The 12,277-nt window shown below is 68.6% G+C and carries 10 protein-coding genes; 3 read left to right on the top strand and 7 right to left on the bottom strand.

Features of this window, described 5'->3' with window-relative positions:
• Positions 1-51 precede the first annotated feature (51 nt).
• The 4 genes from NJD74_RS12780 to NJD74_RS12765 all read right to left on the bottom strand — a co-directional run bounded on the left by NJD74_RS12780 (position 52) and on the right by NJD74_RS12765 (position 5,095).
• A complete protein-coding gene (locus NJD74_RS12780; protein WP_102788738.1) occupies positions 52-474 on the bottom strand; it encodes a lysozyme inhibitor LprI family protein in 423 nt (140 codons plus the stop codon).
• Positions 474-923, bottom strand: a complete 450-nt coding sequence (gene aroQ, locus NJD74_RS12775) for a type II 3-dehydroquinate dehydratase (protein ID WP_102788604.1) — start codon at positions 921-923, stop codon at positions 474-476. The genes NJD74_RS12780 and aroQ overlap by 1 nt, the downstream gene beginning before the upstream one ends.
• 139 nt (positions 924-1,062) lie before the next feature.
• Positions 1,063-3,858 (bottom strand): PAS domain-containing protein, encoded by a 2,796-nt coding sequence (locus tag NJD74_RS12770; RefSeq protein ID WP_254427807.1) that lies wholly within the window; start codon positions 3,856-3,858, stop codon positions 1,063-1,065.
• A 169-nt stretch (positions 3,859-4,027) separates the two neighbouring features.
• Positions 4,028-5,095 carry an SDR family oxidoreductase gene (locus NJD74_RS12765; RefSeq protein WP_217350019.1) on the bottom strand — a complete coding sequence of 356 codons (1,068 nt, stop codon included), beginning with the start codon at positions 5,093-5,095 and terminating at the stop codon, positions 4,028-4,030.
• Between the two features lie 83 nt (positions 5,096-5,178).
• On the opposite strand from NJD74_RS12765, the gene NJD74_RS12760 reads away from it, so the two are divergent.
• Complete coding sequence (locus NJD74_RS12760; protein WP_102788601.1) at positions 5,179-5,559, top strand: helix-turn-helix domain-containing protein; 381 nt, start codon at positions 5,179-5,181, stop codon at positions 5,557-5,559.
• Positions 5,560-5,707: 148 nt separating this feature from the next.
• Here the strand turns inward: NJD74_RS12760 and NJD74_RS12755 are convergent, their stop codons facing one another.
• From NJD74_RS12755 to NJD74_RS12745, 3 genes are all read right to left on the bottom strand, one after another.
• Entirely contained in the window at positions 5,708-6,247 is a 540-nt protein-coding gene (locus NJD74_RS12755; protein WP_319624301.1) for a nuclear transport factor 2 family protein, read from the bottom strand.
• A gap of 107 nt (positions 6,248-6,354) precedes the next feature.
• On the bottom strand, positions 6,355-6,552 hold the full coding sequence (locus NJD74_RS12750) for a hypothetical protein (RefSeq protein WP_070426068.1): 198 nt from the start codon (positions 6,550-6,552) through the stop codon (positions 6,355-6,357).
• Positions 6,549-6,692, bottom strand: coding sequence for a hypothetical protein (locus NJD74_RS12745; protein ID WP_019183543.1), 144 nt, complete (start codon positions 6,690-6,692; stop codon positions 6,549-6,551). Before NJD74_RS12745 ends, NJD74_RS12750 begins: the two co-directional genes overlap by 4 nt.
• Positions 6,693-7,001: 309 nt before the next feature.
• Between NJD74_RS12745 and NJD74_RS12740 the strand changes: the two genes are divergently transcribed.
• Positions 7,002-9,563 (top strand): methyl-accepting chemotaxis protein, encoded by a 2,562-nt coding sequence (locus NJD74_RS12740; RefSeq protein WP_319624300.1) that lies wholly within the window; start codon positions 7,002-7,004, stop codon positions 9,561-9,563.
• 123 nt (positions 9,564-9,686) lie between these two features.
• Positions 9,687-12,269: an excinuclease ABC subunit UvrA gene (locus NJD74_RS12735; protein ID WP_319624299.1), complete on the top strand. Its 2,583-nt coding sequence runs from the start codon at positions 9,687-9,689 to the stop codon at positions 12,267-12,269.
• Positions 12,270-12,277 lie beyond the last annotated feature (8 nt).

Here is a 12,277-nt window from a genome sequence, read left to right as displayed (position 1 = left end):
GCCTCTGTGGTCTTGATGTCAGTGGAGAGGGGAAAGCGCGGTGCGCTCGGGTCAAAGCAGTTCGTAGAAATCGCGCAGCTGCCGCGTACGGTCGCGCGCGAGGGTGGTCAGGCAATGCATCTGCGCGCCATTGCGCGAGGTGCCATCGGCGTTGAAGGCGTAGACCGCGTCGCAGTCGTGGTCGCGCAGCTGCATCCACGCGCGCTGGGCCAGGACCAGCTGCTTCTCGGCATCGGCGCAGTGCGTGCAGGCGCCTTCGGCAGCCTGGCTGCGCAACTGCTGGCGCGCCTGGGCATACACCGTGTTCAATTCGGTATCGGCCTCGCTGGCCACATCCGAGGCGCACAGGTCTGATTCCATGGTGCCGCTCGGCTGCGCGCAGTCGATGCCTTCCGCGCTGCGATCAGCGGCGATGGCGGCGCCGCACAGGCAGCCCCACAGCGCGACGCTGGCCAGGACCCGCGGCAGCGTCATCACGCCGAAGCGGCCGCCAGCCGGGTCAGCGCTGCATCCATCGCGTAGCGATAGCTGTCCGCACCGAACCCACAGATCACCCCGACCGCCTTGTCGCTGAAATAACTGTGCTGGCGGAAGGGCTCGCGTGCATGCGGGTTGGACAGATGGATCTCGATGAAGGGCAGGTCCACCGCGGCCAGCGCATCGCGCAGGGCCACCGAGGTGTGGGTGAACGCCGCCGGGTTGATCAGGATGAAGGCGGTGCCGTCGTCCCGGGCGGCCTGCACGCGGTCCACCAGCACGTGCTCGGCGTTGGACTGCAGGCTCTCCAGAGCATTGCCGGCGGCCTGCGCCTGGGCCAGCAGGGCCTGGTCGATCTGCGCCAGCGTGGTGTGCCCATAGACCCCCGGCTCGCGCGTGCCGAGCAGGTTGAGGTTGGGGCCATGCAGGACCAGCAGTTTCGCCATGGGTGCCGAACAACAGGAAAGGGCGGAGTCTGGCGGAACTGGTGGATCGTGTCCAGTTCGGCGAAGTTACGCGTGTTTCAAGCGGTTGTTTGAAATTCGCGTGCGATCCCTGTCCCAGCACGGCATGCCGGCGTCGGGATCACCGCACCTCCGCCAGCACCGCACGCACCCGAAGCGCCAGATCTTCCAGCGTGAACGGCTTGCCGATCACGTGGACTGCGGGGTCCAGCACCCCATCGTGTTCCAGCGCATTGCGGCTGTAGCCGGTGGTGAACAGCACTTTCAGGTCGGGCCGCCGTTTGAGGGCTTCGTCGGCCAGTTGCCGGCCGTTGACCTCCGGCATCACCACATCGGTGAACAGCAGCGCGATGTCCGGATGCTGCTCGAGCAGCGCCAGCGCGCCGGCCGCACCGTCGGCGGCAAGGACCGGGTAGCCCAGTTCGCTCAGCGCCTCGATGGAAAACTGTCGCACGCCCGGTTCGTCTTCCACGACCAGGACCAGCTCGCGGCCACCGCTCAGCGGGCGACTGTCCGCGGGTGCTGTCGAAGGACCCGCGTCGATCTCCCCCTCCCGGCGCGGGAGATACAGCGCCACCGTCGTTCCCTTGCCGAGCGAGGAATGGATCTTCACGTGCCCGGCCGATTGGCGGACGAAGCCGTACACCTGTGACAGGCCCAGCCCGGTGCCCTGGCCGACCTTCTTGGTGGTGAAGAACGGATCGAAGGCCTTGGCGATCACCTCCGGTGGCATGCCGCCCCCGTTGTCGGCCACCGTGATCAGCACGTACTCACCGGTGGGCACGTCGGCACGCATGGCGTCTGCGGCAGAGGCGATCCGGCAGTTGGCCGTTTCCACCACCAGCCGCCCGCCGCCCGGCAGCGCGTCGCGCGCGTTGACGGCCAGGTTGAGGATCACGTTCTCCAGCTGATTGGCATCGGCGAAGGTGCACCACACCTGCGCGGCCAACACGGTCTCCAGGCGGATGCTGCTGCCCAGCGAATGCACCAGCAGGTCGGACATGCCCGCCACCAGGTGGTTCACGTCCAAGGGCACCGGCTGCAGGGGCTGTTGCCGGGAAAACGCCAGCAGGCGCTGGGTCAGCTGCGCGGCCCGGGTCGCGCCGTCGATGGCCATGTCGATATAGCGCTTGGCGCGCGGATCGCTGTCGCCCATGCGCATCGCAAGCAGGTCCAGCGGGCCGATCACGGTGGCGAGCATGTTGTTGAAGTCGTGCGCGATGCCGCCGGTCAACTGGCCCACCGCCTCCATCTTCTGGCTTTGGCGCAGGGCATCTTCCACGCGCGTGCGCTCGGCGACCTCTTCGAGCACGCGGCTCTCGAGGTGTTCGTTCAATTCCTGCAGGCGTGCGTCGGCGAGCTTGCGCGCCGTGATCTCGATCGCCACGCCGACCACCCGCACGCAGCGGTCGCCTTCGAAATGGCCACGCCCCTTTGCCGCCACCCAGCGCACGACACCGTCTTCCTTGCCGACGGTGCGGTACTCCACGTCGTAGAGCGCGCGCCGGGCCGGGTCGGCCGCGGCGGCGAAGGCCGCGAACGTTGCCTCGCTGTCATCGGGATGGATGCCGTCGTAGAAGTCGCGCAACGTCACTGCCACCCCGGGCGAGATGCCGAACATCGCCTTGGTCCGTGCCGGCCAGATCAGTTCATCGCGGACCAGGTCGACATCCCAGAAGCCCATGTCACCGGCCTCAGTGGCAAAGCGCAGGCGTTCCTCGCTCTTGGCCAGCGCGGCTTCGGCTGTATTGCGGACGGTCAGGTCGAGCATCGCGCCGATCATCCGCAGCGGCTCACCCACGCCGCCACGCAATACGGTGCCGCGGTCGAGCACCGGCGCAAAGCTGCCATCGGCGCGCCGGAACCGGTATTCGCTGTTCCAGCTCGTCCCGCCGCCTTCGATCACCGCATGGATGTCGGCATCGACGCGCGCACGGTCATCGGGATGGATGTGGTCCAGCCACCACTGCGCCGTGGTCTCGGCCAGGGGATGGCCGAACAGGGTGGTGAGCGCCTCGTTCCAGATCACATGGCCATCGGAGATCCGCCAGTCCCAGATCGCATCGTTGGTGGCCTGGGCGGCCAGCCGATAGCGCTCCTCCACTTCCAGGTGGCGCGCCTCGGCGGCCTTGCGGTCGGTGATGTCCAGCGAGGTGCCGACCAGGCCGACCACGGTGCCGTCGGCGTCACGCAACGGTGACTTGGTCGACAGCCAGTAGGCGCGCCGGCCATCGGGGAAGCTCACTTCCTCTTCGAGCTGCTCGGTCTGCCCGCTGGCCATGACCCGCTCGTCGGTGGCCATGACCGTGGCGGCCTGGGCTGGGTCGTTCAGCAGTTCGGCATCGGTGCGGCCCACGTACACCTCCGGCGGCAGGCCGATGAGGTCGGTGGTGCCGCGGTTGCCGATCAGGATCCGGCCCTGGCGGTCCTTGGCATACACCACGCCGGGGGCTGCCTCGACGAAGGAGCGCAGCAGGGTCTGTGCCTGGTCCCGCTCGGCTTCGATTCGGCGGCGTTCGTCGATATCGATGAGCACGCCGGGGAAGCCGATGGCCTCTCCCTGCGCATCGAGATCCACCCGGCCGATCGCTTCGATCCAGCGGTACGCGCCGTCCGGGCCGCGGGTACGGTACTGGTGCGCATAGCGACCGCCCCGGCGGACCGCCTCGGCGATCGCATCGGCCAGGCCGGCGCGGTCGTCGGGATGAACGGCGGCGACCACCTGTTCCAGCCGCAGTTCCGTGCGCGCCAGGGCAGGGTCCAGGCCATGGGCCAGGGCGAGGGCATCATCCACCGTGAGGTTGTCCCGGGCCACGTCCCAGAACCAGGTGCCGATGATCGCGCCGGCGGCCAGCGCCATCTTGACGCGCTCGGAATCCCGCTCGCGGTGGGAGCCGGGGGAAGGTGAAGAACTCAAGCGGTACCTGCGATCGGCGGGGGGCGGCTCCGGAACCCGGTGGCCCGTACTGCAGGCGACACGGGGCGGCAACGATAGGGTATCGCTGCCGGGCGCCGCTTTGGAACACCCCCCGTTCGCCCCCGCTGCCCGGGCTGGATCCCGTCGGTCGCCCGTGGCTCCGGCTCGATCAGGGGATCAGGCGCGCCGCCCGCAGGCGGGCGAACAGGTCGAAGAACGCATCGTCGCTGGGCTGGTAGTCCAGGAAGCCCATCCGGCGGCTTTTGGACATGTCCGTGATCACCTCCAGCGGGCGCCCGAGATCGGCATCGGTGTGCCAGGGCGAGATCAGCCGATGGATATCCGGCTCTGCCAGACCGTGCGTGGCGGCCAGTGCGGACCAGGGCGCGGCATCGTCGGCCATCTGCGCCGCCAGCGGCCGCACGTGGCCACTGAAGGGTACGGCCTCGATATCGAACCACGCCGCGATCCGGCCCCACATCCAGCGCCACCGGAACACGTCGCCGTTGACCACGTTGAAGGCCTGGTTGGCGGCGGCCGGTGTCTGCGTGGCCCACAGCAGATGACGCGCCAGCAGCCCGGCATCGGTCATGTCGGTCAGCCCCTCCCATTGGGCGAGCGAACCGGGGAACTGGAACGGGCGCCCGGTGTGCCTGCACAGGCTCGCGTGCACGGCCAGGGTCGTGCCCATGTTCATGGCATTGCCCACCGCCGCGCCGATCACCGTGTGCGGACGGTGCACGCTCCAGTGGAAGCCATCGCGGGCGGCGGCGGCAAACACCTCGTCTTCCTGTGCGTAGTAGAAGTTGTCCACGGGCAGGCGCGGTTGTTCTTCACGGAAGGGCGTCTGCGGCAGGTTGCCCTGCGCATAGGCCTCGAACGGGCCGAGGTAGTGTTTCAGGCCCGTCACCAGCGCTACGTGCTGCACCGTGCCTGCGGGCTGAAGCGCGCCAAGCAGGTGACGCACCATCGCGCCGTTCACCCGGATGTTCTCGGCCTCGTTGGCCTGCCGGGACCAGGTGGTGATGAACACGTGCGTGGGTGCCAGTCCGGACAGCGCGGCGCGCGTGGCCTGCGCATCGTGCAGGTCGGCGCAGACGCCGTGGGCGCCGGCGGGCAGCGAATCGGGCCGACGGGCCAGGCCGTGAACTTCCCAGCCCTCCTGCAGCAGCCGTTGTATCAGTGCACTGCCCACGATGCCCGTTGCACCGACCACCAACGCTTTCTGCCTCACGATGTCGCCTCTTTCATTGCTTTACAGGCGCACACCTTAGGATATCCAGATACGCCTCGAAAGAAGGCACCAAACGGTAACCACACATGAAAACGGGTACTCCCGAAGAGCACTGGCGAGAGGATTGCGCCCCCCGGCGGGTGCTGGAGCTGTTCAGCACCAAGTGGACCTCGATGGTGCTGCACACCCTGGCCGTGCGGCATGACGGTACCGCCCGCAGCAACGCGCTGCACCGCAGCCTGCCGGCCGTCTCCAAGAAGATGCTGATCCAGACGCTGCGTGACATGGAGCATGCGGGGATCGTGCTGCGCAACGAGTACCCCACCGTGCCGCCCTCGGTGGAGTACACATTGACCCCGCTGGGGCGGCAACTGGTCGAACCGATCGAACTGATCTACGACTGGGCGCGCCGCAATGCTGGCGCCCTGGACGCGTTGCAGCCGCGCGCGACCTCACGTCGGCGCTGAGCGGGACGTGCCTGCCGGATCGGGTAGGGTACGGCTCCCCTCCAGCGGATCGATGCCGTGGCGGCCTGACAGGATCAGCGGTCAGTGCGGTGTGGTACCGGCAATCCCTCAGGCGCACGGTGACAGTGCGGACCGACCCTGCCAGGCCTCACTTTTGTCCTGTCGTCTCCAGCGCCGCCTTTTCAGCCACGGTCAACGCGCGATGGCCGTAGCTCAGCACCCGGGTCATCTGCCATTGCCCGTCCTTGTGCTGCCAGACCATCACGAACTTCGCGCTGCCTTCGCACTTGCCGGTGGCCACCTCGCAGAAGCGGTGCTCGCCTTCCTCGATCGCGCCGAAGTTCTTGATCGGGTAGACCTTGAGCGTCCCGGGAACCCGTTCGCGGCGGACCTTGTGGCAAATGTACTTGCGCGTGTTGGAGACCACCGTGTCGCGATCGAACGTGGCCCCGCCGCTGTCGTGATAGAACTCGACGGTAGGCGAAAAGTAGCGGGTAAAGGTCTCCAGGTCGCAGCGGTTGTAAGCGTCGAAGACCTGGTCATCCAATCCGGTGATGGTGCGCGTGAGGGCAGCGGCATCTTCGGCCTCCTCGCCAGCGGATGCCGCCAGGGGCGCGAGCATGCCGGCGGCTAGGAGCACGGCGGCGACAACAGCGGGGAAGCGTTTCATCGGCAGTGCCTGCTTCAATCGGACCAGAGCGGGCATCACTTTTCGCACGGGCCGGAACGCCCTTCAAGTGTCATTCGGACGGATGACCTCCGGCGCACGGAATGACGGGCGAGGGCAGTGGCCCCCTACAGCGTGCTGGAGTCCACCCGCTGGCGACCGGCCTGGGTGAGGTCGATGTCACCATCTTCGGCCTGCGCGGCGTAGCCGGCCTTGACGGCCCAGTTGGCCGCCTCATCGCTGACCGGACGCGTAGCGTTGATATCGCGAAGGATCTGCCGCTGTTCTTCAGTGAGGGGCGCCCGGGTGCTTTCGCTTCCGCTCATGGCGCGCGGACCTCGACGCTGATCGCGCCCTGGGCCAGCCGTGCGCGCTTGGCCCGCCGATGGTTCACCCACCACACCAGCCCCGGCAGGCCGTACAGCAGTGCACCGGCGAGCAGAAAGATCTTGAAGGCGGCATTCATGGCGGTCTCTCTCCGTGCGGTATGGCGTTGGTGCGTCGTGATCGGCCCGAGGTGTGGTGGCGCGCACCGGCGCCTGCAGCGGCCCCGGCCGCGACCCCAGCGCTAGTTCAGCGCAATCGCCGTGAAGGCGCTGTCCCTGCGAGGGATACCCCGAGCCGCAGGGCGCTCGTCGCCGGACCGTCATCACTTCGTCGTCTGGCTCGCTTACAACGGGAGCCGCTGGCGACGCCATGGCCGCTGGTTGAGATGGGCCCTAAAGTTCATCCAAAACCCGCCGATATCGATGCGTCCTTCCGCCTGGAGTACGTGATGTCGGCCGTCCCCCGCCGCCTGTCGTTGTTCGTCGCCCGCCTGGGCGACCGGTTCCGCTTCCGTCTGGCCCCGCCGTCCCGGCTGGCCGGGCTCGGTCGTCTCAGCGTGGCACAAAAACTCAGGGCCAGCCTGCTGATCTGCGGCCTGGGCCTGTTCGCGGTGGCCGTCGTGTACGGCTGGACGCGCCATGATAACGAGCGCGCCGCCGAGGCGTTCGCGGCGCATCAGCAGGAGGCGGCACGGGCCGCCACGCTGGCGACCGAGATCGCCGATGCACGGCGGCTGCAGACGCGGTATGCCAGCACCTTCGAAGATGCTGACCGGGAGGCCCTGCAGGCCGCGCAGCAGCGCCTGCAGACAACGTTGGCGCACCTGCAGCGCGATCCGCACGATGCCGGCAGTGCCGGGGCGCTGCGCGAGCTGGCGGTGCGTGCGGGTGACTTCGCCGAGGGCATCACCGCATTGAATGCCCGGGTGGATGAGATGGGGCGCGGTGATGCCGGCCTGCGTGCGCAGCTGGAGGCCGCGGCCGCCACGCTGGAAGCCAGCGTCGAGAGCAGCGCGAGCCCGGTGCTGATGGCCCTGCTGCAGAAGATGCGGCGCGAGGAAAGCCTGCTGCTGCTCACCGGTGATTCGGCGCACACCGATCGTGCCAGCGAACAGAAGCTGCCGTTTGATCTGGCGCTGGCGCAGGCGCGGCTGGGCGCAGACACGCAGGACGCGCTGCGCACGCAGATGGACGACTACCAGGGCGCGCTGTTGGCCTATACCGCTGCCCGCATCGGGCTGGATGTGGAAGCGCAGTCACTGGCTGAGACCGCCGCCCAGATCGGCCCCGGTCTGCAGGCGCTGCAACAGGCACAGACGCGGGCATTGGCGGCGGCACGTGAGCGACAGGCCGCGCGGGCCAGCACCATGGGGGTCGTGTTCGCGCTGACCCTGCTGCTGGTGGCGGTGGTGCTGATCGCCACGCTGCTGCTGGTGCTGCGCGCGGTCCGCCAGCCGATCACCGATACGCTGCGCTTTGCCGAGGACATCGCCGAGGATCGACTCGACACCGTCCTGCCCCTGCATAATCCGCACGATGAAATCGGCCAGCTGGCCGCGCGCCTGCGCCACATGCAGCACCGCCTGCGTGAGCGGATCGACGCCGAGCGCGCGGCCGCGCGCGACAACACCCGTGCCCGCCAGGCGCTGGACTGCGCACAGACCGGGGTGATGGTGCTCGACGGTGAGGGGCAGATCGGTTTCCTCAACCAGGCGCTGCTGGCCGAACTGCAGCTCACGCACGCGGACTGGAGCGGCCAACCGGCTGCCGCCCTGCATCTGGCCTTCGCCACCCTGGTGCCGACGCTGCAGGCCGGCCAGCGCGCCAGCCGCGAGATCGAGCACGCGGGCATCCGCTACCAGCTGGTGATCACCCCGATCGTGGACCACGGCCAGCTGCTGGGCGCAGCGGTGGAGTGGCGCAGCCGCGCGCTGGAAACCACGGTGGAAAACGAAGTCGCCGCACTGGTGGACGCCGCCGCACGGGGGGAACTGCACGGGCGCATCTCGGTGGACGACAAGCAGGGCTTCGTCAAAACCCTGGCCCTGAGCATCAACCACCTGCTCGATACCTTCCAGAGCAATCTGTCCGGGCTGCAGGGGCTGCTCTCGGCGCTGTCGCAGGGCGATCTGCGCGTCCGCATGCACGGTGACTTCCACGGCGTGTTCGCTCGCCTGCGCGACGATGCCAATGCCACGGTGATGCAGCTGACCGACATCGTCGCGCGCATCCAGCAGGCGTCGCTGGCGATCAACCATGCCGCCGGGGAGATCGTCGCCGGCAACCACGACCTCTCCGATCGCACCGAGCGCCAGGCGGCGCACCTGGAAGAGACGGCCTCGTCGATGGAGGCGCTCTCGGCCACCGTCCGGCAGAACGCGGATTCAGCGCAGCAGGCCAACCAACTGGCGATCCGCGCGGCCGAAGTTGCGGCCCGCGGTGGCGAATCGGTGGCGCAGGTGGTCACCACCATGGCCGATATCGCCCTGTCCTCGCGGCGGATCGGGGAGATCACCGGGGTGATCGACGGGATCGCGTTCCAGACCAACATCCTGGCCCTGAACGCCGCCGTGGAAGCGGCGCGGGCCGGCGAGCAGGGGCGCAGCTTCGCGGTGGTGGCCAGCGAAGTACGCCTGTTGGCACAGCGCAGTGCCGACGCTGCGCGCCAGATCAAGCAGCTGATCGACGCCTCGGTAGAGAAGGTCGATGCCGGCACGCGCCAGGTCGATGACGCGGGTGCGACCATGGGTGAGATCGTCGGCAGCGTGCAGCGGGTGACATCGATCATGGCCAGCATTTCAGCCGCGTCGCAGCAGCAGACGGCGGGCATCGAGCAGGTGAGCCAGACGTTGCTGCAGATGGATGGCAGCACGCAGCAGAATGCGGCGCTGGTGGAAGAGGCTTCGGCCTCGGCGCGCGCCCTGGACCGCCAGGCCTCGCTGCTGGGCGAAGCGGTGGATGCCTTCGTCGTGACGCCACCGCCGCCGGCGCGTGTGCGGGCGACGGCCTGAGGCTGCGTCAAGGCCGCGCTCACCGTTCTTCACCGGCGGTGAGCCGGCGCTGTGGTTCGCTATTGTCCACGTATGAAGAAATCCACGCGCCGGCCGTCGCCTCCCACTGCCCCGGATGCCTTCGTGCGCGTCCGGGGTGCACGCGAACACAACCTGAAGAATGTGGATGTCGAGATCCCGCGCGATGCGCTGGTGGTGTTCTCCGGCATCTCCGGCTCGGGCAAGTCGTCGCTGGCGTTCGGCACGCTCTACGCCGAGGCACAGCGCCGCTACCTGGAATCACTGTCGCCGTATGCGCGCCGGCTGATCGACCAGGTCGGCGTGCCGGATGTGGATGCGATCGAAGGGCTGCCACCGGCCGTGGCCCTGCAGCAGCAGCGCGGCACCGCCAGCGTGCGCTCCAGCGTCGGCAGCGTGACCACGTTGTCGAGTCTGCTGCGGATGCTGTACTCGCGCGCCGGTACCTATCCGGCCAGGCAACCCATGCTGTACGCCGAAGACTTCTCGCCGAACACGCCGCAGGGCGCCTGCCCGAACTGCCACGGCCTGGGCTACGTGTATGAGGTGACCGAGCAATCGATGGTGCCCGATCCGTCGCTGAGCATCCGCGAGCGCGCCATCGCCGCGTGGCCGCCGGCGTGGCACGGGCAGAACCAGCGCGACATCCTGGTCACGCTGGGCTACGACGTGGATGTTCCCTGGCGCGATCTGCCCAAGAAACAGCGTGACTGGATCCTGTTCACCGAGGAACAACCGGTGGTGCCGGTCTACGCCGGCTTCACCCCGGCCGAAACCCGCGCCGCGCTGCGGCGCAAGGAAGAACCCAGCTACATGGGCACCTTCAGCGGTGCGCGCCGCTATGTGCTGCACACCTTTGCGACCACGCAGAGCGCGATGATGAAAAAGCGCGTGGCCCGCTACATGATCGGCGCCCAGTGCCCGGTCTGTGATGGCCGCCGGTTGAAGCGCGAGGCGCTGTCGGTGACATTCGCCGGCATGGACATCGGCACGCTGTCGCAGCTGCCGCTCAGTGCGATGGCGCAGGCGCTGCGTCCTGCGGCCGAAGGTCACTTCGATGCACCGGCCGCCACGGCCACACGCAGCCGCAGCGCAGGCCGGCAGGCCACCGCCAAGCGCGTCGCCGCCGGTGGCAATGCGCATGCCGGCGGCAGTGATGTACGCCGCACGCCGGATCTGTCCGAAGAGAAACGCATCGCGGCACAGCGCATCGCGCACGATCTGGTCGAGCGGATCGGCACGCTGCAGTCGCTGGGCCTGGGTTATCTGTCGATGGACCGCGCGACCCCGACGCTGTCGCCGGGCGAGCTGCAGCGCCTGCGCCTGGCGACGCAGATCCGATCCAGCCTGTTCGGCGTGGTGTACGTGCTGGATGAACCTACCGCCGGCCTGCATCCGGCTGATGGCGAGGCCCTGTACGACGCGCTGGCCCAGCTCAAGGCCGGCGGCAACACCTTGTTCGTGGTCGAGCATGATCTGGAGATGCTGCGCCGCGCGGACTGGCTGGTGGATGTCGGCCCCGGCGCAGGGCAGCATGGCGGCCAGGTGCTCTACAGCGGGCCGCCGGACGGCCTGCGCACGGTCAAAGCCTCGGTCACTGCGCCGTATCTGTTCCAGGACACCACCGGCACGCGCCGCACGCCGCGCGCGCCGTCCGGCTGGCTGGGCCTGCAGGGCGTCCACCGCAACAATCTGCATGGCGTGGAGGCGCGCTTTCCGCTTGGTGCGTTCACCGCAGTCACCGGCGTCTCCGGCTCGGGCAAGTCCAGTCTGGTCAGCCAGGCACTGGTGGAGCTGGTGGGCGAACACCTGGGCCAGGAGCCGCTGACCGAGGAAACCGACAGCGAGTTGCCGCAGCCCAGCCGCATCGAACGCACCCGTGGCCGCTTGAACGGGGCCAAGGCGATCAAACGCCTGGTCAATGTGGATCAGAAGCCGATCGGGCGCACGCCGCGCTCGAATCTGGCGACCTATACCGGCCTGTTCGATCATGTGCGCCGGCTGTTCGCCGGCACACGCTCGGCCAAGGCGCGGCGCTACAGCGTCGGCCGCTTCTCCTTCAACGTCGCCGCCGGCCGCTGCGAGACCTGCGAAGGCGAGGGCTTCGTTCACGTCGAACTGCTGTTCATGCCCAGCGTCTACGCGCCGTGCCCCACCTGTCATGGCCAGCGCTACAACGCCAAGACGCTGGAGGTGCAGTGGAACGGGCGCAACATCGCGCAGGTGCTGGCGATGACGGTGGAGGAGGCGTTGGCGTTCTTCGCCGACGAGCCACCGGTGCAGCGGCCGCTGCAGCTGCTGCGGGATATCGGGCTGGGCTATCTGCGCCTGGGCCGGCCCGCCACGGAGCTGTCCGGCGGCGAAGCGCAGCGGATCAAGCTGGCCACCGAGCTGCAGCGCAGCCAGCACGGCAGCAGCCTGTACGTGCTGGACGAGCCGACCACCGGCCTGCATCCGGCCGACGTGGACAAGCTGATGGCGCAGCTGCACGGTCTGGTGGATGCCGGCAACACGGTGGTGGTCGTCGAGCACGACCTGCGCGTGGTGGCCGATGCGGACTGGGTGATCGATGTGGGGCCGGGGGCTGGCGAAGAGGGCGGGCGGATCGTGGCCGAGGGCACGCCGGCACAGGTCAGCCGGGCCACGCAGGGGGCGACGGCGCGCTATCTGCGCCGCTGGTTCCCCTGAGCGGCCGG

Source organism: Stenotrophomonas sp. RG-453, from assembly GCF_033843685.1.
Taxonomy (GTDB): Bacteria; Pseudomonadota; Gammaproteobacteria; order Xanthomonadales; family Xanthomonadaceae; genus Stenotrophomonas; species Stenotrophomonas bentonitica_A.
This window is presented reverse-complemented; position numbering and strand designations above follow the sequence as displayed.